Source organism: Vallicoccus soli, from assembly GCF_003594885.1.
Lineage (GTDB): Bacteria > Actinomycetota > Actinomycetes > Motilibacterales > Motilibacteraceae > Vallicoccus > Vallicoccus soli.
Genome location: NZ_QZEZ01000001.1, coordinates 681871 through 702298 on the forward strand (window position 1 = coordinate 681871; position 20428 = coordinate 702298).

At 76.6% G+C, this 20428-nt stretch carries 19 protein-coding genes; 11 read left to right on the forward strand and 8 right to left on the reverse strand.

The annotated features are described in order from the left end of the window. Positions 1 to 3 precede the first annotated feature (3 nt). Together D5H78_RS03220 and D5H78_RS03225 are read left to right on the forward strand one after the other, a co-directional pair. The gene (locus D5H78_RS03220) at positions 4 to 1035 is read left to right on the forward strand and encodes a 4-hydroxy-3-methylbut-2-enyl diphosphate reductase (RefSeq protein ID WP_119948909.1); all 1032 of its coding nucleotides are present in this window, start codon (positions 4 to 6) and stop codon (positions 1033 to 1035) included. 69 nt (positions 1036 to 1104) lie between these two features. Continuing rightward, positions 1105 to 1410, forward strand: a complete 306-nt coding sequence (locus D5H78_RS03225; RefSeq protein ID WP_119948910.1) for a hypothetical protein — start codon at positions 1105 to 1107, stop codon at positions 1408 to 1410. 52 nt (positions 1411 to 1462) lie between these two features. Here the strand turns inward: D5H78_RS03225 and D5H78_RS03230 are convergent, their stop codons facing one another. After that, positions 1463 to 2635 carry a DNA recombination protein RmuC gene (locus D5H78_RS03230; RefSeq protein ID WP_119948911.1) on the reverse strand — a complete coding sequence of 391 codons (1173 nt, stop codon included), beginning with the start codon at positions 2633 to 2635 and terminating at the stop codon, positions 1463 to 1465. A gap of 144 nt (positions 2636 to 2779) precedes the next feature. Between D5H78_RS03230 and ychF the strand changes: the two genes are divergently transcribed. Beyond that, positions 2780 to 3871 carry a redox-regulated ATPase YchF gene (gene ychF, locus D5H78_RS03235; protein ID WP_119948912.1) on the forward strand — a complete coding sequence of 364 codons (1092 nt, stop codon included), beginning with the start codon at positions 2780 to 2782 and terminating at the stop codon, positions 3869 to 3871. Between the two features lie 4 nt (positions 3872 to 3875). Here the strand turns inward: ychF and D5H78_RS03240 are convergent, their stop codons facing one another. Next, a complete protein-coding gene (locus tag D5H78_RS03240) occupies positions 3876 to 4082 on the reverse strand; it encodes a hypothetical protein (protein WP_119948913.1) in 207 nt (68 codons plus the stop codon). A 193-nt stretch (positions 4083 to 4275) separates the two neighbouring features. Between D5H78_RS03240 and D5H78_RS03245 the strand changes: the two genes are divergently transcribed. Then, positions 4276 to 6666, forward strand: a complete 2391-nt coding sequence (locus D5H78_RS03245) for a sensor domain-containing diguanylate cyclase (protein ID WP_133411992.1) — start codon at positions 4276 to 4278, stop codon at positions 6664 to 6666. Positions 6667 to 6680: 14 nt separating this feature from the next. Here the strand turns inward: D5H78_RS03245 and D5H78_RS03250 are convergent, their stop codons facing one another. Beyond that, entirely contained in the window at positions 6681 to 7097 is a 417-nt protein-coding gene (locus D5H78_RS03250) for a VOC family protein (RefSeq protein ID WP_119948915.1), read from the reverse strand. Positions 7098 to 7276: 179 nt separating this feature from the next. Between D5H78_RS03250 and D5H78_RS19185 the strand changes: the two genes are divergently transcribed. Then, positions 7277 to 7453 carry a hypothetical protein gene (locus tag D5H78_RS19185; RefSeq protein WP_165865575.1) on the forward strand — a complete coding sequence of 59 codons (177 nt, stop codon included), beginning with the start codon at positions 7277 to 7279 and terminating at the stop codon, positions 7451 to 7453. 72 nt (positions 7454 to 7525) lie between these two features. After that, entirely contained in the window at positions 7526 to 8536 is a 1011-nt protein-coding gene (locus D5H78_RS03255; RefSeq protein WP_119948916.1) for a Gfo/Idh/MocA family protein, read from the forward strand. A gap of 30 nt (positions 8537 to 8566) precedes the next feature. Here the strand turns inward: D5H78_RS03255 and D5H78_RS03260 are convergent, their stop codons facing one another. The 3 genes from D5H78_RS03260 to D5H78_RS03270 form a co-directional block, all read right to left on the reverse strand. Then, positions 8567 to 9478: a neutral zinc metallopeptidase gene (locus tag D5H78_RS03260; RefSeq protein WP_119948917.1), complete on the reverse strand. Its 912-nt coding sequence runs from the start codon at positions 9476 to 9478 to the stop codon at positions 8567 to 8569. Between the two features lie 92 nt (positions 9479 to 9570). Continuing rightward, positions 9571 to 10422 (reverse strand): NAD-dependent protein deacetylase, encoded by an 852-nt coding sequence (locus tag D5H78_RS03265; protein WP_119948918.1) that lies wholly within the window; start codon positions 10420 to 10422, stop codon positions 9571 to 9573. After that, positions 10419 to 10631: a hypothetical protein gene (locus tag D5H78_RS03270; protein ID WP_119948919.1), complete on the reverse strand. Its 213-nt coding sequence runs from the start codon at positions 10629 to 10631 to the stop codon at positions 10419 to 10421. Before D5H78_RS03270 ends, D5H78_RS03265 begins: the two co-directional genes overlap by 4 nt. 85 nt (positions 10632 to 10716) lie before the next feature. Between D5H78_RS03270 and D5H78_RS03275 the strand changes: the two genes are divergently transcribed. The 3 genes from D5H78_RS03275 to D5H78_RS03285 all read left to right on the forward strand — a co-directional run bounded on the left by D5H78_RS03275 (position 10717) and on the right by D5H78_RS03285 (position 14147). Beyond that, positions 10717 to 11703 (forward strand): aldo/keto reductase, encoded by a 987-nt coding sequence (locus D5H78_RS03275; RefSeq protein ID WP_119948920.1) that lies wholly within the window; start codon positions 10717 to 10719, stop codon positions 11701 to 11703. Between the two features lie 58 nt (positions 11704 to 11761). Then, positions 11762 to 12112 (forward strand): NUDIX domain-containing protein, encoded by a 351-nt coding sequence (locus tag D5H78_RS03280; RefSeq protein WP_245941597.1) that lies wholly within the window; start codon positions 11762 to 11764, stop codon positions 12110 to 12112. A 70-nt stretch (positions 12113 to 12182) separates the two neighbouring features. Then, positions 12183 to 14147, forward strand: coding sequence for a SpoIIE family protein phosphatase (locus D5H78_RS03285; protein ID WP_165865576.1), 1965 nt, complete (start codon positions 12183 to 12185; stop codon positions 14145 to 14147). 9 nt (positions 14148 to 14156) lie between these two features. Here the strand turns inward: D5H78_RS03285 and D5H78_RS03290 are convergent, their stop codons facing one another. Then, on the reverse strand, positions 14157 to 15593 hold the full coding sequence (locus tag D5H78_RS03290; protein WP_119949323.1) for a sensor histidine kinase: 1437 nt from the start codon (positions 15591 to 15593) through the stop codon (positions 14157 to 14159). Positions 15594 to 15698: 105 nt separating this feature from the next. Next, entirely contained in the window at positions 15699 to 16463 is a 765-nt protein-coding gene (locus D5H78_RS03295; RefSeq protein WP_165865611.1) for a response regulator, read from the reverse strand. Between the two features lie 159 nt (positions 16464 to 16622). On the opposite strand from D5H78_RS03295, the gene typA reads away from it, so the two are divergent. Together typA and D5H78_RS03305 are read left to right on the forward strand one after the other, a co-directional pair. Further along, positions 16623 to 18473, forward strand: a complete 1851-nt coding sequence (typA, locus tag D5H78_RS03300; protein ID WP_119948924.1) for a translational GTPase TypA — start codon at positions 16623 to 16625, stop codon at positions 18471 to 18473. A 290-nt stretch (positions 18474 to 18763) separates the two neighbouring features. Then, complete coding sequence (locus tag D5H78_RS03305) at positions 18764 to 20416, forward strand: peptide ABC transporter substrate-binding protein (RefSeq protein ID WP_119948925.1); 1653 nt, start codon at positions 18764 to 18766, stop codon at positions 20414 to 20416. The last annotated feature ends 12 nt before the right edge of the window (positions 20417 to 20428 follow it).

Sequence of the window (20428 nt, forward strand, 5' to 3'; positions counted from 1 at the left end):
GGCATGACGACGAGCGCCACGACCAGCGCCCCGACGCCCGCCACCACCGGGCGGCGCGTCCTGCTCGCGGCGCCCCGCGGCTACTGCGCCGGGGTCGACCGCGCCGTCGTGACGGTCGAGAAGGCGCTCGAGCTGCACGGCGCGCCGGTCTACGTGCGCAAGCAGATCGTCCACAACCGCCACGTCGTCGAGACGCTCGAGGCGCGCGGCGCGGTGTTCGTCGACGAGACCGACGAGGTGCCCGAGGGCGCGCTCGTCATCTTCTCGGCGCACGGCGTGGCCCCGGTGGTGCACGACGAGGCGCGCAGCCGCGGCCTGCGCACCATCGACGCGACCTGCCCGCTGGTGACGAAGGTGCACCACGAGGCGCGGCGCTTCGCCGCCGAGGACGTCGACATCCTGCTCATCGGCCACGAGGGCCACGAGGAGGTCATCGGCACCAGCGGCGAGGCGCCCGAGCACATCCACCTCGTCGACGGCCCCGACGACGTGCCGAACGTGCAGGTGCGCGACCCCGAGCGCGTCGCCTGGCTGTCGCAGACCACCCTCAGCGTCGACGAGACGATGGAGACGGTGCGCCGGCTGCGCGAGCGCTTCCCCGCGCTGCAGGACCCGCCCAGCGACGACATCTGCTACGCGACCCAGAACCGGCAGGTCGCCGTCAAGGACATCGCCGCGCAGAGCGACCTCGTCATCGTCGTCGGCTCGGGCAACTCCTCGAACTCCGTGCGGCTCGTCGAGGTCGCCCTCGAGGCGGGCGCCGGGGCGTCGTACCGGGTGGACAAGGCCTCGGAGATCGACCCGGCCACGCTCGAGGGCGTGCGGACCGTGGGCGTCACGAGCGGCGCCTCGGTGCCGGAGGTCCTCGTGCGCGGCGTGCTCGAGCTGCTCGCCGAGCACGGCTTCGGCCAGGTCGAGGAGGTCGTGTCGGCGAAGGAGAGCCTGCTCTTCGCCCTGCCCCCGGAGCTGCGCCGCGACCTGCGCGCCGCCGGCGCCGCGTCCGGGCGCGCCGCCGAGCCCGCCCCCACCGCCTGAGCGCACGCCGTGCCGCCGCGGCCGGTGCCGTGGCGAGCGGCCCCTGGCCCCCGCGTACCCTGCACGAGCATGACCCACTGGGGCGGGACGGGGCGGTACGTCGAGGGCGAGCGCGTCTTCGCGCCGCCGGCGGGCACGTTCGACGCGGACTGGGCCGCGGCGCTGGCCCGCGAGCGCCTCGGCGCCGCGGCGCCCCCGCAGGAGGACCTCGTCGCCGCGGCGGGCACGGCCTGGCGGGCGCTGCGCGCGGGTGCCGACGAGGGCTCGCTCGCCCCGCTCCTGCAGCGCGAGCACCGGCTCACCGCCGAGGCGGCGTCCGCGGTCCTGCGCAGCGTCCGGGACTACGTCGCGGCCTACGGCGCCGCCCCCGCCTGACCGGGCGCCCCCCGCCCGCGCGTGGCCGCCCGGGCCCGGCCCCCGGTGGCCCTCACGGCTCGCCGACCACCCGCAGGCGCGCCTGCTCCGCCCCGTCGAGCAGCTCCGGCGCGGTGAGCGGGCGGGGCACCTCCTCCACCGGCGCCGGCTCGGCGAGGTCGCGGTCGGTGACCCGCAGCTCGGCCAGGCGCCGCGCCGGGCGCAGGACGCTGCGCTCGAGCGAGCCGACCGCCGCGTTGTAGTCCTCGACGGAGCGGCGCAGCGAGCGCCCGAGCTTGTCGACGTGCCCGCCGAGGGTGCCGAGCCGCTGGTAGAGCTCCTGCCCCAGCTCGAACACCTCCCGCGCGTTGTCGGTGAGCGCCTGCTGCTGCCACGCGTACGCCACCGTGCGCAGCATCGCGACGAGCGTCGTCGGGGTCGCGATGACGACCCGGCGGGCCATCGCGTGCTCGAGCAGGGCCGGGTCCTGCTCGAGGGCCGGGGCCAGGAACGCCTCTCCGGGGACGAAGAGGACGACGAGCTCGGGGGTCGGTCGGAAGGCCGCCCAGTACTCCTTGTCGGCGAGCCCGTCGACGTGCGCGCGCAGGTGCCGCGCGTGGGCGGCGAGCCGCTCGGCCCGCAGCGCGTCGTCGCGGGCCTCGGCCGCCTGCAGGAAGGCGGCCAGCGAGACCTTCGCGTCGACGACGACGCTGCGCCCGCCGGCGAGCCGTACGACGAGGTCGGGGCGCTGCACGCGCCCGTCGACGACGACCGACGGCTGCTCGTCGAAGTCGCACCGCTCGAGCATCCCGGCGAGCTCGACGACCCGCCGCAGCTGCACCTCGCCCCAGCGCCCGCGGGCCTGCGGCGCGCTGAGCGCCGAGACGAGGGACGCGGTCTGCTCGCGCAGCGCCTCGCTCGTCTCGCGCGCGAGCCCGACCTGCTGGGTCAGGGCGTGGTAGGCGCCGACCCGCGCGCGCTCGAGCTCGTGCAGGTGGCCCTCGACGCGGGCGAGGGTCTCGCGCAGCGGGGCGACGACGCCCTCCACCTCGGCCCGCCGCGCGGCGAGCTCCCCGCCCGCGGCGGCGCCCGCCTCGCGGAACCGGGCGTCGGCGAGCTCGAGCAGCCGGCGGTCGCGGGCCTCCATCGCGGCCGGGTCGAGGGCCCGGCGCTGGGCGAGCAGGAGCCCCAGGGCCAGGCCGGCGGCGAGGCCGAGCAGCAGCAGGAGGACGGGCGTCGGGTCCATGGCGCGGATGCTCCCGGGGGCGTCCGACAGGTTCGCCGTGCGAGGCGTACGGGTGCCGGACGAGGCCAGGACGCCTCGCGGGGCACCCGTACGGGTGCCTCGCGTGGTCAACGAGGGGGAGGTCGCGCCGTAGGATCGAACCCCGTGAGCCTCAGCATCGGGATCGTCGGCCTGCCCAACGTCGGCAAGTCGACCCTCTTCAACGCCCTGACGAAGAACGACGTCCTCGCGGCGAACTACCCGTTCGCGACGATCGAGCCGAACGTCGGCGTCGTCGGGGTGCCCGACCCGCGGCTCGACGTGCTCGCGCGCATCTTCTCGTCGCAGAAGACGATCCCCGCGACGGTGTCGTTCGTCGACATCGCCGGGATCGTGCGCGGGGCCAGCGAGGGGCAGGGGCTCGGCAACAAGTTCCTCGCCAACATCCGCGAGGCCGATGCCATCTGCCAGGTCATCCGCGTCTTCGACGACCCCGACGTCGTGCACGTCGACGGGCGGGTCGCGCCGAAGGACGACATCGAGACGATCAACACCGAGCTGATCCTCGCGGACCTGCAGACCATCGAGAAGGCGCTGTCGCGGCTGGAGAAGGAGTCGCGGCTCGCGCGCGACAAGGTCAAGGCCGGCGCGCTCGACGCGGTGCGCAGGGCCAAGGACCTCCTCGACACCGGCACGACGCTCTTCGCGGGCGCCCGCGCGGCGGGGATCGACCTCGAGGAGCTGCGCGAGCTGCACCTGCTCACGGCGAAGCCGTTCCTCTACGTCTTCAACGTCGACGAGTCCGAGATGGGCGACGAGGCGCTCAAGGAGGAGCTGCGCGCGCTCGTCGCCCCCGCGGAGGCGGTCTTCCTCGACGCGAAGATCGAGTCCGAGCTGGTCGAGCTGCCCGACGACGAGGCCCTCGAGCTCCTCGCCTCCATCGGCCAGGAGGAGTCCGGCCTGGCGATCCTCGCCCGCGTCGGCTTCCGCACGCTCGGCCTGCAGACCTACCTGACCGCGGGCCCGAAGGAGGCCCGGGCCTGGACGATCCCCGCCGGCGCGACCGCGCCCGAGGCGGCCGGCGTCATCCACACCGACTTCCAGCGCGGCTTCATCAAGGCCGAGGTGGTGTCGTACGACGACCTGGTCGACGCCGGCTCGATGACCGAGGCCAAGTCCCGCGGCAAGGTGCGGATCGAGGGCAAGGACTACGTGATGGCCGACGGCGACGTCGTGGAGTTCCGCTTCAACGTCTGACCCCTCACGCGCGGTGCACCGCGCGCTCGTGCCGGGTCAGGTCCAGCGTGCGCGGCACGGCGACCCGGTGGTCGTCCGCCAGCCGTTGCAGCGCCGCGAGGTCACCCTCCAGCACCGACTGCCCGTACTCGTCCCCCTGCACCCTCGCCTGCAGCAGGGCGTGCTCCGCCGCCACCACCCGACGACGCAGCTCCGACGCGAACTCACCCATGGCGTGCCTCCTGCGCCGCCCCGCGGCCCCGCGGCCCTCGTGCTGAAGCCCGACCACGTCGAGCGGCGCGGCACGGATCCCCGGTGGTGCGCCGGGGCAAACACCGGTGCGACGAGCGGGTGCGCGCCGCGGCGCCCCGGTGCCGCACGGGCCGGGCCTCAAGCGGCGCGGCGCGGCTGCCGACGGGTCCACGGTGAGCCAGGACCGACCCTCCGCCGCGGCGCTCGTGCGCAGCGGCGCGTTCGCCCTCGCCCACCTCGCCGCCGTCCTGCTGGGCCGGCTCACGGTCGAGGAGGGCGCGAGCCTCAGCCTCGTGTGGCCGGCCGGCGGCGTGGCCGCGGTGTGGTTCGCCGCCCAGCGCCGCGCCGGGACGCGGGGGCCGGACCTGGCCGCGCTCGCGCTGACGACCGGCGGGGCCAACCTCGTGACCGGCGCCGAGCCGGTCCTCGCCGCCTGCTCCGCCGCGGCGGGGCTGCTGCAGGTGCTCGTCCTGCACGCCCTGCTCGCCCGCTGGTGCCCCTCGCTGTGGGGGGCCGGCGGCGAGGAGCCGCTGCGCCGGCCCCGCCAGCTCGGGGCGCTGGTCCTCGCCGCGGTGAGCGCCACCGCGGCGGGCGCCGCCCTGGGCCCGGGCGCGGTGGGGGTGCTCGAGGGCACCTGGTCGCTCGTCACGCTGGGGGTCTGGGTGACCCGCGGCACGGTGAGCGTCGTGGTGCTCGGGACCGTCGGCCTGCTGCTGGGGGCCCGGCTCGCCCAGCACCGCCGCCGCCGGGCGGGCGCGCCCGCGCGGGCGGACGACCTGCCGCCGCTGCTGCCCCCGGGCCGCTGGGCGCGCGTCGAGCTCGCGCTCGCGGTGGTCGCCACGGCCGCCGGCTACGTCCTCGTCTTCACCGTCCTCGACGGCCTGCCCATCGCGTTCCCCCTGCTCGCGCTCACGGTCTGGGTGGCGCTGCGCGCGGGCACGACGGTCGTCGCGCTGCACGGCCTCGCCGCCGCCGTCACGGCGGTCGCGTTCACGCTGCACGGCGAGGGCCCCTTCGCCGCGGTCGCCGACCACCCCGCGCGCGCGCTCGTGGTGCAGCTCTTCGGCGGGCTCGTCGCGGTGCTCGGGACGCTGCTGGCGCTCGGCCGTGACGAGCGCGACGACCTGCTGCGCGCCGTGCGCGCCGTCGCGCGCGAGGCCGAGCGCCGCGAGCGCCTGACGCAGACCGTGCTCGACACGGTGGACGTCGGGATCGTGGTCGCGGACCCCCAGGGCCGGCTGGTCCTGCTCAACGACGCGGCGCGCGGCTGGCACGGCCTCGACGCGCGGGCCGCCCTCGACCCCGGCGAGCACGCGCAGGCGTACGGGCTCCTCGCCCCCGACGGGCGCCCCCTCGACGCCGACGAGGTGCCGCTGCGCCGCGCCCTGGCGGAGGGGGCGGTGGACGGCGTGCCCATGCTCATCCGCGCGCAGGGGCGGGCCGACCGCAGCGTCGTGTGCACCGGCCGCACGATGGCGGCGGCGGACGGCAGCCCCCTCGGTGCGGTCGTGGCCATGCACGACGTGACGCAGGCGCTCGCCCGCGAGGGCGAGCTGCGCACCGCGCACGACCGGCTCACCGAGCACATCGAGCACGCCGAGGTGCTGGCGCGGGCGTCGCGCTCCCTCGCCACGAGCGACGACCCCCGCGGGGCCATCTGCCGCGCCGTCTGCGAGCTCACCGGCGCGGAGGGGGCGTACCTGCTGCAGCCCGACGAGCACGGGGTCCTCGTCTCGACGGCGCTCGTCGGGCTCGACGACGTGCCGGTGCGGCTCGACCCGTCGTCGGACGTCTCGCTGGCGCTCGTCGCGTACGGGTCGGCGCGCCCGCTCTTCGTCGCCGACGTGCGCAGCCACCCGGAGAACAGCGACGCGCTGCGGCGCGCCTTCGACATCGCCTCGGGCGCCTGGCAGCCCCTCGTGCTGCCCGGGGACCGGGTCGTCGGCGTGATCGGCGCGCTGTGGCACCGCCCGGTGGCCGGGCTCCCCGCGCACGTCCCGGCGATGCTCGAGACGCTGGCCGCGGAGGCCGCGCACGTCGTGGAGCGCGCCGACCTGCTCTCCCGCCTCGAGCGCGCCGCGCAGCGCGACCCGCTGACCGGGCTGGCCAACCGGCGGCGCTGGGACGAGGTCGCCGCCCAGGAGACCGCGCGGGCCGCCCGCTCGGGGGCGCCGCTGACCTTCGCCCTCGTCGACCTCGACCGGTTCAAGGCGTACAACGACGGCCTCGGGCACCTCGCCGGCGACGCGCTGCTGCGCGACTTCGCCGTGGCGGCCGAGGCGTGCCTGCGCCGCGAGGACGTCCTCGCGCGCTGGGGCGGCGAGGAGTTCGCGCTCGCCCTGCCCGGCTGCGCGGGGGCCGACGCCGTCGCCGTCGCGGACCGGGTGCGGGCCGCGGTCCCGCACGGGCAGACCTGCACGGTCGGGCTGGCCACGTGGTGGCCGGGGGAGACGGCGGCCGAGGCCCTCGCGCGCGCGGACGCGGCGCTCTACCGCGGCAAGCAGGCCGGGCGCGACGCCACCGTCGTCGCCGACCCGCCCGGCGCCGTGCCGGCGCTGCGCTGAGGGGCCGGCCCGGCTCAGGACCCGGCGACGTTGACCATCCAGTCGATGCCGTAGCGGTCCGAGCACATCCCGAACCAGTCGCCCCAGGGCGCCTTCTCCAGCGGCACCGTGACCTGGCCGCCGTCGGTGAGGCGCTCCCAGACCCCGCGCAGGCGCTCCTCGTCCTCCGGCCCGCCGCTGAGCGAGACCGCGTGCCGCGACTGCTCCGGGGTCGGCATCCCGGCCGGGGTGTCGGCGGCCATGAGGACCATGCCGTCCTCGGTGCGCAGCTGGGAGTGCATGACCTTGTCGGCGTCGGCCGGGTCCTGGGCCATCCCGAACTCGGCGAAGGTGCTGCGCTCGAGCGTGCCGCCCAGCACGGACCGGTAGAAGTCCATGGCCTGGCGGGCCTCGTCGCGGAAGTTGAGGTACGGGTTCAGCTGGACGCTCACGGGTTCCTCCTCGGCTCCGTCGACCCGGTCGGTCGACGTGCTGGCAGACCGGTGCCGGGGACGCTACTCATCGGCCGGCCCGCGCGGGGGCTGCTGCCGGGGGACTAGTCACGACGGGCTAGCCCGGACGGTGCCGACGGGCCATGCGGCGCCCGCGCCCGCGCGCCGAGGGACACCGGGTGACGACAGCGACCACCCGTACGAGGGCCCGCGCGGCCGGCCGGCGCGAGCGCCTGCTCCGCCACCGCTGCGGCGCCTGCCGCTCCCTGTGGACGCTGCAGGTGGACCTGCGGGGCGGCGTCCCGCTCGTGCGCTGCACGGCCTGCGGCGCCCAGCGGGGGCGCGGGGCGGCCTGAGCACGGGGGGCTCGAGCACGGGGCGTGGGAGCGCTCTCGCCCCCGGCTGCGCGGGTGGGGCAGACTGCCCCCGTGCCCACCACCGAGCCCCTGCGCATCGGCGTCCTCGGCGCCGCCCGCATCGCCCCGCGCGCCCTCGTCGCGCCCGCCCACGAGACCGGCGCGCGGCTGGTCGCCGTCGCCGCGCGGGACCGGTCCCGCGCCGAGGCCTTCGCCGCCGAGCACGGGTTCGAGCGCGTCGTCGGGTCGTACGAGGAGGTCCTCGCCGACCCCGAGGTCGAGCTGGTCTACGTCCCGCTCGCCAACGGCCTGCACGGGCCGTGGAACCTGCGCGCGGTGCGCGCGGGCAAGCACGTCCTCAGCGAGAAGCCGTTCGCGAGCGACGCCGTCGAGGCCGAGGAGGTCGTCGCGGCGGCGCGCGGCGCCGGCGTGCGGGTGGTCGAGGGCTTCCACTACGCCCACCACCCGCTCGTGCGCCGGGTGCTCGAGCTCGTGGGCTCCGGCGAGATCGGGGCGCTGCGCCACGTCGAGGCGCACGTCGACATCCCGGCGCCGGCCGACGACGACCCCCGCTGGTCGCTGGAGCTCGCGGGCGGCGCCTTCATGGACCTCGGCTGCTACGCCCTGCACGTCGTGCGGCTGCTCGCGGCGGCGGCCGGCGGCGCTCCGCGCGTCGTCGCGGCCACCGCCCGCGAGCGGGACGGGCACCCCGGCGTGGACGAGCGCCTCGCGGTCGACCTCGAGCTCCCCGGCGGCGCCACGGCGCTCGCCTCCTGCGACATGGCCGCGGCGGGCGTGCGGATGTCGCTGCGCGTCGAGGGCACCGCGGGCGAGCTCTCCGCCCCGGACTTCGTGCTGCCGCACGGCGACGACCGGCTCGTCGTGCGCAGCGCGCGCGAGGAGCGCGTCGAGCGCCTGGGCACGCGCTCGACCTTCACCTACCAGCTCGAGGCCGTCGCCGCGCACGTGCGCGACGGCGCCCCGATCGTCACCGACGCGGACGACGCCGTCGCGCAGGCCCGCCTCGTCGACGCCTGCTACGCCGCGGCGGGGCTGCCGCCCCGCCCCCGCACCGCGCTCTGAGCCGGGCGCCGGGGGCCGGGGGCCGGGGCCTCAGCCGACGGCCCCCGGCGTCGCCGGGCCCGTCGGCTGCACGGCCGCCCCGGGCAGGATCCACTTCTCCGCGGGCGCGGGGTAGCAGGCCGTCGGGCCCCCCTCGTAGCCGTCGCCGAAGGCGCGGATGCGCTGGAAGCCGGTGCCGTGCGCCTGCGGCTCGGTCCACGGCGTCCCCGGCACGTCGCGCGCGGAGATGACGGCGACCGTCGCCTCGTCGAGGTCGCCGGCCTCGAGCAGGCGCTGGTCGGCCGCCGAGCGCGACCAGGCGCCGGCGAAGCAGTCCGCCTGCAGCTCGCGCAGGATGCCGAGCCGCTCCTGGCGCGGCAGGCGCACCTGCACGGCGTGGCCGAACTCGTGGGCGAGGACGAAGGCGGCGGCGAAGTCCCCGGCCTGCACGTAGTAGGGGATGATGAGGCCGGTCTCGTCCCAGGCGATGAAGTCGCCCCGCGAGCAGTAGAACGCGTTGCGCGCGGGCGCCGGCTCGCCGCCGCACGAGGGGCCGGGCTCCTCCTCGGGGCGGTAGTACGTGTAGCCGCCCTGCAGCGGCGTGAACCGCACGCCGAACTCGTCCGGGAGCGTCTCGCCCCAGTAGTCCTCGAGCGACCCGAGCACCGTGCGCAGCGTCGTCTGGAAGGTGGGGTAGTCGAACTCGGTGCGGGTGTCCGAGCGGATCACCACGCCCTCGCGCGCCGCCTGCCCGGGCTCGGCGCGCTCGACCCGGCCGGTCTGCTCGCCCGCGCGCTCCTTGGCCTCCTCGACGGCGCCGCGCACCACCTCGACGATGCGCTGGCCCACGCGGTCGGCGTCGACGGAGTTGCTCTCGCCGGTGCTGCACCCCGCCACGAGCAGGGACAGGGCGGCGGCGGTCGCGGCGGCGGCCGTACGGGCGGTGCGGTGCGGGCTGCGCACGGGGCGGCTCCTCGGGGGTCGGGCTCGGCGGGGCGCTACCCGTCCGCGGGCCCGGGACACCACGGGGGCGCGGCGTCCTCGGCCGCGACCGCTCAGGTGCGCGCCGGGACGAGCCGCGCGGCCAGCGCGGGCAGCACCCGGCCCAGCGGCGCGTCGAGGCGCACCTCCGCGTGCGCGTCGCCCCGGGTGGGTCCCTGGTTGACCACGGCGACCGGGATGCCGCGGTCGGCCGCGCGCAGGACGAAGCGGTACCCCGACATCACCGTGAGGGAGCTGCCGAGGACGAGCAGGCACGAGGCGCCCTCGACGAGGGCGTAGCTGCGCTCGACGCGCTCGCGGGGGACGGTCTCGCCGAAGTACACGACGTCGGGCTTGAGCGGGCCCTGCCCGCACACCCCGCACCCGACGACGTGGAACCCGTCGAGGTCGGTCTCGTCGATCTCGGCGTCGCCGTCGGCGTTGACCACGCGGGCGCGGGCCCCGAAGCCGGGGTTGGCCTCGGTGAGGCGCCGCTCGACCTCCTCGCGGGAGACGTGCGCCCCGCAGCGCAGGCAGACGACCCGGTCGAGCCGCCCGTGCAGGTCGACGACGTCGCGGGCGCCGGCGGCCTGGTGCAGCCCGTCGACGTTCTGCGTGACGATGCCGCGCAGCAGCCCGGCGCGCTCGAGCTCCGCGACCGCGCGGTGCCCGTCGTTGGGCCGCGCGGAGGAGAAGTACGGCCACCCGACGTGGCTGCGCGCCCAGTAGCGCCGGCGGGCGACGGGGTCGCCCACGAACACCTGGAAGCGCATCGGTGCGGTCGTGCGCCGCGAGCCGCTCGGGCCGCGGTAGTCGGGGATGCCGGACTCCGTCGACAGCCCGGCGCCGCTGAGCACGACGGCGCCGCCGTCCGCGACGAGCCCGGCCAGCGCCTCCAGGTCGCCCCGCGGGCCCGCCTCGCTCACCCCTCCATGGTGCCCCGCTCCCCGGGCACCCGCCGCACGGCGGCGACCTCGCGGGCCGGCACGCGCAGCGCGACGACGGCGCGCGGCGCGCCGACGACCAGCCGGTAGTCGGTGAACTCCAGGTGCGGGCCGGCGCGGACCACGTCGAGCGCCTCGACGCGCTCGGGCGCCCGGCCGGTCCAGGGGACGTACTCCACGACGAAGGGCACGGGTCGGCTCCTGCTCCTGCAGCGGCTCGACCCGTCGCGCATCCTGCCCGCGGGGTCCGACGCCCACGCGGCTAGGGTCCGGCGCATGGAGATGAGGACCTTCGGCCGGCTCGGCCGGGACGCGTCGGTGGTCGGCCTCGGGGCGTGGCAGATCGGCGCCGACTGGGGCCGGGTCGACGAGGACGACGCCCTGGCGACGCTCACCGCGGCCGTGGACGCCGGGGTGACCTTCGTCGACACGGCGGACGTGTACGGCGACGGTCGCAGCGAGCGGCTCGTCGGCCGGCTGCTGCGCGAGCGCCCGGACGCCGGCCTGCTCGTGGCGACGAAGATGGGCCGGCGCGCCGACCCGCACGTGGCGGCCGGCTACACCCCGGACGCCTTCCGCGCCTGGAACGACCGCAGCCGCGAGAACCTCGGCGTCGACACGCTCGACCTCGTGCAGCTGCACTGCCCGCCGAGCGAGGTGTACGGCCGCGACGACCTCTTCGACGCGCTCGACGCGATGGTGGGCGAGGGGCGCGTGCGCGCGTACGGCGTCAGCGTCGAGACCGTCGACGAGGCCCTGTCCGCGATCGCCCGCCCGCACGTGGCGAGCGTGCAGATCATCGTCAACGCCTTCCGGCAGAAGCCGCTGGAGCAGGTGCTCCCGGCCGCCGCCGAGGCGGGGGTCGGGATCATCGCGCGGGTCCCGCTGGCCAGCGGGCTGCTGACCGGCAAGTACGACGAGACGACCACCTTCGCGCCGGACGACCACCGCACGTACAACCGCAACGGGGAGGCCTTCGACGTCGGCGAGACCTTCGCCGGCGTGGACTTCACCACCGGGGTGCGGGCGGCCCGCGAGGTGGCGGCGCTCGCGCCCGAGGGCGTCACCACGGCGCAGCTCGCCCTGCGCTGGGTCGTCGACCAGCCGGGCGTCACCACGGTCATCCCCGGCGCGCGCAACGCCGAGCAGGCGCGCGCCAACGCCGCGGCCGCCGGCGTCCCGCCGCTGGCCCCGGAGGTGCTCGAGGGCGTGCGCCGCGTCTACGACGAGCACGTGCGCCCGCTCGTCCACGACCGGTGGTGACGCGCTGAGCGGCGGGCCGCTGGTCGTCGTCGGGGCCGCCCTGCTCGACGGCGGCCGGCTGCTCGCGGCCCGGCGCACCGGCCCGCCCGCGCTCGCCGGCGGTTGGGAGCTGCCCGGCGGCAAGGTGGACCCCGGCGAGGGCGAGCGCGCGGCGCTCGTGCGCGAGTGCCGGGAGGAGCTCGGCGTGGAGGTCGAGCTGCTGCAGCGCGTCGGCGGCGACTGGCCGCTGCCGCCGTCGGCGGTCCTGCGGGTCTGGACCGCGCGGGTCGTGGCCGGGGTCCCGGCGGCCGGGCCCGACCACAGCGAGCTGCGCTGGCTCGACCCGGGCGACTGGTACGGCGTGGCGTGGCTCGACGCGGACCTGCCGGTCGTCCGGGCGGTGCAGGCCCTCGCCGGGCCGGCCGCGTGAGCCCCGCGCGGGGCCGGTCGGCCCCGCGCCGGGCGGCATGGGCGGACCCGCGCAGGGGAGGACCGCCCTCGTGAGCGGAGCGGGCGGTGGCGCGGCGGACGGCGGTGCGCCGGTCGGGGGTGCGCCGGCACCGGGCCGCGACGCGCTCCTCGCCGCGGCGCTGGACCGGCTGCCCGTCGGGGTCGTCGTGCTCGACGCCGACCTGCGGGTGCTCGCGGCGAGCGCCGGGGTCCCGGCGCCGGGCGCCGCGCCGCCGTGGCTCGAGGGGCAGCGCGGACGGCTGCTCGAGGTGCTGCGCACGGGGGAGCCGCTGGAGCCGGGCGGGGCGGCCCCGCTGCGCGCGCGGCGGCTGCGGGCGGCGGACGGCCGCGCGCTCGTGGGCGTGCTCGTCGACCCGCCCGGCGGCCCCCGGGAGCGGCCCGGGCGGGGGCGCCCCGACGTGCTCGCCCTGCTCGACGAGGCCGCGCGGCGCGTGGGCAGCACCCTCGACGTGGCGACGACCGCCCGCGAGGTCGTGCAGGTCGCGGTCCCGGCCTTCGCCGACCTGGCGGCCGTGGACCTGCTCGAGGAGCAGGGTCCGCCCGGCGCGCGCCCGCGGCTGCGCCGGGTCGCCCGGGCCGCGGCGGACCCGGCGCCCGCGGGGCCGTACGCGGCCGCCGGGGCGCCGCCCGTCGATGACGGCGGCCTGGTCGCGCGGGTGCTCGAGGGGCGCGAGCCGGTGCTCGTGGCCGACCCCGGCGCCCCCGCGCCCGGCCCGCCGGGCGGGCCGCCGGGGGAGGGGCCGGGCCCGCTCGTGCTCGCCCCGCTCGTCGCCCGCGGCGCCGTGCTCGGCCTCGTCACCCTCGGGCGCGGCGCCGGAGCCTCCGCGTTCGACGCGCAGGACCTGCGCCTGGCCGGGGAGCTGGCGCGCCGCGCCGCGCTCGCCGTGGACAACGCCCGCCTCTACTCCCGGGAGCGGGCGACGGCGGTGGAGCTGCAGCGCTCGCTGCTGCCCCGCGAGGACCCCGAGCTGGGGCGGGTCGCCGTCGCCCACCGCTACCTCCCCGGCGGCACGACCCAGGTGGGGGGCGACTGGTTCGACGTCATCGCCCTCGCCGGCGGGCGCGTGGCGCTCGTCGTGGGGGACGTCATGGGGCGCGGGCTGCGCGCCGCCGCGGCCATGGGCCAGCTGCGCACCGCCGTGCGCACGCTCGCCGTGCTCGACCTCATGCCCGAGGACGTGCTCGCGCACCTCGACGACCTCGCCCAGTCCCTCGACGAGGTGCAGCTCGCGACGTGCGCCTACGCCGTGTACGACCCGGTGGACCGCGCCCTGCGCTACGCGACGGCCGGGCACCTCCCGCCGGTCCTGCTCGACCCGTCCGGCGCGCCGCGGGTGCTGGCGCCGGCCTCGGGCGCCCCGCTGGGGGTGGGCGGGGTCCCCTTCGGCAGCGTCGTGGTGGACGTGCCCGACGGCTGCCGGCTGGTGCTGTGCACCGACGGGCTCGTCGAGTCGCGCGGCGCCGACGTGGACGACGGCACGGCCCGGCTCCTGGAGGCGCTGCGTCGGGGCCCGGACGACCTCGAGGCGCTCTGCGACGCGGTGCTCGCCGAGACCGGCCGCGACCGCGGCCACGACGACGACGTCGCGCTGCTCGTCGCCCGCCTCGAGGGGGTCGACCCGGCCTCCTGCACCGCGGTCGCCGTACGGGCCGACCTCGCCGCCGTCGGCCGCGCCCGCCGGCTGGCCCGCCGCCGCCTCGAGGAGTGGGGCCTGCACCGCCTCGTCGACACCGCCGAGCTGCTCGTGAGCGAGCTGGTCACCAACGCCGTGCGCTACGCCCGCGAGCCGGTCGTGCTGCGGCTGCTGCTGCTCGACGACCGGGTCGAGGTCTCCGTGGCCGACAGCGACGCCCGCCTGCCCCGCCTGCGCCGGGCCGCGCCCGACGACGAGGGCGGGCGGGGCCTGCACCTCGTCGGCAGCCTCGCCCGGCGCTGGGGCGCCCGCTCGACGCCCGGCGGCAAGGTGGTCTGGTTCGACCTGCCGCTGCGCTGAGGCCGGTCCTCAGGAGGGCGTCCCCGTGCCCGCCAGCGGCAGCGCGACCGTGAACCGCGTGCACCCGGGCGCGCTCGCGACCTCGACGGTGCCGCCGTGGGCCGCGACCACGGCCCGCACGATGGCCAGCCCGAGCCCGGTGCTGCCCGTGGTGCCCTGCCCGCTGCCGCCGGCGCGGGCCCGCCCCTCGTCGCCGCGCGCGAAGCGCTCGAAGACCGTCGGCAGCAGCGCGGGCGCGATGCCGGGCCCCTCGTCCTGCACCGTGAGCACCGCCCGGCCGCGCGCGGTCGCGAGGCCCGCCACGACCCGGGTGCCGGGCGGCGTGTGCACGCGGGCGTTCGCCAGCAGGTTGGCGACGACCTGGTGCAGGCGCGCGGCGTCGCCGTCGACGACGACGGGCTCCTCGGGGAGGTCGAGGTCCCAGCGGTGCCCGGGCCCCGCTGCGTGCGCGTCCCCGACGGCGTCGACGAGCAGGGCCGTGAGGTCGACCGGGCCGTGCGCCACGGGACGGCCGGCGTCGAGGCGGGCGAGGAGCAGCAGGTCCTCGACGAGCGCGCTCATGCGCACCGCCTCGGACTCCACCCGCCGCAGCGCGTGGGCCACGTCGGGGGGAGCGGCCTCGCGGCTGCGCCGGGTCAGCTCCGCGTAGCCGCGGATCGAGGCGAGGGGCGTGCGCAGCTCGTGGCTGGCGTCGGCGACGAAGCGCCGGACGCGGGTCTCGCTCTCCTGGCGGGCCGCCAGCGCGGCGGCGACGTGCTCGAGGAGCCGGTTGAGGGCGGCACCGACCTGCCCGACCTCCGTACGGGGGTCGGTGCCGGCCTCGGGCACGCGCTGGGCCAGCGCCACCTCGCCCGTGCCCAGGGGGAGCCGCGCCACCTCGGTGGCGGTGGCCGCCACCCGCCGCAGCGGGCGCAGGCCGAGCCGGACGATCGCCGCGCCGGCCAGGGCGGCGAGCCCGAGGCCGGCGAGGCCGACCGCCGTGATCGTCCACGCCAGGGTCCGCACCGTGCTCTGCACGGGGGCGAGCGGGAGGCCGACGACGCGCTGCAGGCCGCCGGGCGCGCGGGCGAGCAGCACCCGGTACGCCCCCACCTCGCCGAGGTCCGCCGTCCTCGGCCGGTCCGCGCCGCGCAGGGTGGCGGCGGCTCCGGGGGGCACCTCGACGCCCAGCCGCGAGCCGTCCTCCTGGTCCACCCACGCGGCGCTCACCTCCCCCTCGTCGAGGACCACCGTGAGCCGCCCGGCGCCCTCGGGGGACGGGTCGTCGCCGCGCTCGAAGGCCCCGCCCGGCCCGCCGGCCCCGCCGGGCCCGCCGAGCCCGCCGGGTGCGCCGAGCCCGGGCGGCGCCTGCGCGGCCGCGCGCACCTGGTCGTCGAGGCGGTCCTGCAGCGACCGGCGCAGCAGGGCGGTGCTCACGACGCCGACGACGAGCACCACCACGGCCATGAGCGCCACCAGCGCGACGAGCAGGCGGGCGCGCAGCGTCCACCGCCGCGGGTGGAGCAGCAGGCGGCGCCCGCGCGCCGAGCGCAGGTGGGCGGGGGCCACGCGTCAGCCGGCCGGGTCCGCGGGCTTGAGCACGTACCCCGCGCCGCGCCGGGTGTGGATCATCGGGGCGCGGCCGGCGTCCACCTTCTTGCGCAGGTAGGACACGTAGAGCTCCACCACGTTGGCCTGCCCGCCGAAGTCGTAGTCCCAGACCCGGTCGAGGATCTGCGCCTTGCTCAGCACGCGCCGGGGGTTGCGCATGAGGAAGCGCAGCAGCTCGAACTCGGTCGCCGTGAGGTGCACGGCGTCCCCGCCGCGGTGCACCTCGCGGCTGTCCTCGTCCATGACGAGGTCGCCGACGACGAGCCGCCCGCCCTCGCGCTGGGCGAGCGAGCCGCTGCGGCGCACGAGCCCGCGCAGGCGCGCGACGACCTCCTCCAGGCTGAACGGCTTGGTCACGTAGTCGTCGCCACCGGCGGTCAGCCCCGCGACGCGGTCCTCGACGGCGTCCCTCGCGGTGAGGAAGAGCACGGGCACGTCGGTCGCGTCGGCGCGCAGGCGGCGCAGCACCTCCAGGCCGTCCATGTCCGGCAGCATCATGTCGAGGACGACCGCGTCCGGCCGGAAGCCGCGCGCGGCCCGGGTCGCCGCGCCGCCGTCGCCCGCCGTGCGCACGTCCCAGCCCTCGTAGCGCAGCGCCATGGACAGCAGCTCGGTGAGCGCCGGCTCGTCGTCGACGACGAGGACCCGCACCGGGGTGCCGTCGGGGCGGCGCAGGCGGGGCGGGCCGGGGGCCGCTGCGGGCCCGGGGTGCGGGGCGTCCGTCATCTGCATGCTCCCCACGGTCGGAGGCGTCGCTGTGCGGTCCCGGTGCGCTCCCTGTGGACCCGCTGTGAGCGTACGGACGGGCGCCCGGGCCGGCGCCGTAGACTCCAGGAGCGCCGGTCCGTCGGTGCCCCGCCACCGAGCCAGGAGTCGTACCCCCGCATGCCCCGCCGCGAAGACCTCCGCAACGTCGCCATCGTCGCCCACGTCGACCACGGCAAGACCACCCTCGTCGACGCCATGCTCTGGCAGTCCGGGGCGTTCACCCAGCACCAGGCCGACCAGGGCGACGTGAACGAGCGCGTCATGGACTCGATGGACCTCGAGCGCGAGAAGGGCATCACCATCCTCGCGAAGAACACCGCGGTCCGGCACGGCGACCTCACCATCAACATCATCGACACCCCCGGCCACGCCGACTTCGGCGGCGAGGTCGAGCGCGGGCTGTCGATGGTCGACGGCGTCGTGCTGCTCGTCGACGCCTCCGAGGGCCCGCTGCCGCAGACGCGCTTCGTCCTGCGCAAGGCGCTGCAGTCGCGGCTGCCCGTCATCCTCGTCATCAACAAGGTCGACCGCCCCGACGCGCGGATCGCCGAGGTGGTCGACGAGACGTACGAGCTGTTCCTCGACCTCGACGCGGACGAGGACCAGATCGACTTCCCGATCGTCTACTGCCACGCGAAGGCCGGGAAGGCCTCGCTGGAGCGGCCCAAGGACGGCGAGTCGCCGGACAGCCCCGACCTCGAGCCGCTGTTCCAGGTCATCCGCGACACCATCCCGGCGCCGTCCTTCACCGAGGGCGCGCCGCTGCAGGCGCACGTCACGAACCTCGACGCCTCGCCCTACCTCGGGCGCCTCGCGCTGTGCCGCGTGCACGAGGGCACGATCCGCAAGGGCCAGAGCGTCACCTGGTGCCGCACCGACGGCTCCCAGCAGCGGGTGCGCATCACCGAGCTGCTCATGACCGAGGCGCTCGAGCGCGTCCCGGCGGAGGAGGCCGGCCCGGGCGACATCATCGCCATCGCCGGCATCGAGGACATCACCATCGGCGAGACGCTCGCCGACCCCGAGGACCCGCGCCCGCTGCCGGTCATCACCGTCGACGAGCCGTCCATTTCGATGACCATCGGCATCAACACCTCGCCGCTGGCCGGCAAGTCCGGCACCAAGCTCACGGCCCGCCTGGTGAAGAACCGGCTCGACGCCGAGCTCGTCGGCAACGTGTCGATCCGCGTCGTGCCGACCGACCGCCCCGACACGTGGGAGGTCCAGGGCCGCGGCGAGCTGCAGCTGGCGATCCTCGTCGAGCTCATGCGCCGCGAGGGCTTCGAGCTGACCGTGGGCAAGCCGCAGGTCGTGACCCGCGTCGTCGACGGCAAGGTCCACGAGCCGGTCGAGCGCCTCACCGTCGACATCCCCGAGGAGTACCTCGGCGTCGTCACCCAGCTCATGGCCCTGCGCAAGGGGCGCATGGAGCAGATGGTCAACCACGGCACCGGCTGGGTCCGGATGGAGTACGTCGTCCCGGCCCGCGGGCTCATCGGCTTCCGCACCGAGTTCCTCACCGAGACCCGCGGCACCGGCCTGCTGCACCACGTCTTCGAGGCGTACGAGCCGTGGCACGGCGAGCTGCGCACCCGCCCGACCGGCTCGCTGGTGGCCGACCGCAGCGGGCCCGTGACGTCCTTCGCCTGCCACAACCTGCAGGAGCGCGGCACGCTCTTCGTGAGCCCCACGACCGAGGTCTACGAGGGCATGATCGTCGGCGAGAACTCCCGGGCGGACGACATGGACGTCAACATCTGCAAGGAGAAGAAGCTCACGAACATGCGCTCGTCGACCGGCGACGAGCTCGTGCGGCTCATCCCGCCGCGCGCCATGGGCATGGAGCAGGCGCTGGAGTTCTGCCGCGAGGACGAGTGCGTCGAGGTGACGCCGGCGACGGTGCGCCTGCGCAAGGTGGTCCTGTCCGCGCAGGAGCGCGAGCGCACGCGGGCCCGCCGGAGCCGCTGAGCCCGGTCCCGTCGCCGTGCTGGGGCTGCTCACGGTCGGTGGGCCCGGCGGTGCGGGGCGTGCTCCCGTACCGCCGAGCGTTACCTGATCGGTACGCGTCCGAGCCCGTCGCGAGAGCGATCCGGGCAGATGCGTCGGTTAGCGTCGACGGGTGCCGATCGCGGCGCCGGCCGGAGGATCTCCCGCCGGGGCACGATCCGGTAACGGACCTTGCGGTGCGCCGCGCCCCTCGGGTTGGGTCCTGACGGCCAGAGCTCGAACCTTTCGAGCGTCCACACAGGAGGATCTCTATGCGCGGTCTCGAGCGCGCCCGCTGGGCTGTGGGGGTGGCGTCGATCGCCCTCCTCGCCACGGCCTGCGGCGGCGGGGACGACGACAACGCGGGCGGCAGCGGCGGCGACTCCGCCGGCGGCCCCAGCGGCACGGTCACCATCCAGAACGGTGAGCCGCAGAACCCGCTCGTCGGCTTCAACACCAACGAGACCGAGGGCGGCCTCGTGGTCGACTCGATCACCACGGGCCTCGTGGAGTACGACGTCGAGGACGGCTCGCCGGTGATGGCGGTCGCCGAGTCCATCGAGACCGACGACAACACCACCTACACGGTGACGCTCAAGGACTGGACGTTCCACGACGGCAGCCCGGTGACGGCGAACAGCTTCGTCGACGCCTGGAACTACGGCGCCTACGGCCCGAACGCCCAGCTCAACTCGTACTTCTTCGAGCCCATCCAGGGCTACACCGAGGTGCAGGGCGAGGACGCCAACGGCGACGAGACCATCACGGCCGACGAGGCCCCGGTCACGGAGATGTCCGGCCTCAAGGTCGTCGACGACAAGACCTTCACCATCACGCTGACCGCCCCGGCGTCCTCGTTCATCAACCGCCTCGGCTACTCGGCGTTCGTGCCGCTGCCGGAGTCCTTCTTCGAGGACCCGGAGGCCTACGGCGAGGAGCCGGTCGGCAACGGCCCGTTCCGCTTCGTCAGCTGGGACCACGACGTGCAGATCGACGTCGAGGCCTGGGAGGACTACCCGGGCGAGCGCCCGGCGCAGGTCCAGGCCGTGCAGTTCAAGGTCTACACCGACTCCGACGCGGCGTACGCCGACCTGACGAGCGGCAACCTCGACATCGTCGACACGCTGCCGACGTCGGCGCTGGCCGGCGAGCAGTTCAAGTCCGACCTCGGCGAGGGCCGCTACGTCGAGCAGCCCGAGGGCGTGTTCCAGTCCTTCACGCTGCCGCAGTACCTGCCGGAGTACGCCGACCCGAACCTCGGCAAGGCGCTGTCGCTGGCGATCGACCGCGAGTCGATCACCCAGACCATCTTCAACGGCGGCCGCACCCCGGCCACCGGCTGGGTCGCCCCGGTCGTCGAGGGCTACGTCGAGGGCCAGTGCGGCGAGTTCTGCACCTACGACCCGGCCAAGGCGAAGGAGTACTTCGCCCAGACCGACTTCCAGGGCCCGCTGACCATCGGCTACAACGCCGACGGCGACCACAAGGCCTGGGTCGACGCGACCTGCAACAGCATCAAGAACGCCATCGGCCTGGACTGCCAGGGCCAGCCGACGCCGGACTTCGCCACCTTCCGCGAGGCGATCACGAACCGCGAGGAGGACGGCGCCTTCCGCACCGGCTGGCAGATGGACTACCCGTCGATCGAGAACTTCCTCGCCCCGCTCTACGCGACCGGCGCCTCCTCGAACGACGGCGAGTACAGCAACCCGCAGTTCGACCAGCTCCTGCAGCAGGCCGCCTCGGCCGAGGGCGAGGAGTCGCTCGAGCTCTACCAGCAGGCCGAGCGCCTGCTGGCCGAGGACATGACGGTCATCCCGCTCTGGTACAGCACCCTCCAGGCCGGTTGGTCCGAGCGCCTCGAGAACGTCCGGTTCACGCCCTTCGGCACCCCGGACCTGCAGGGCATCACCGTCAGCGAGTGATCGACCCACGGG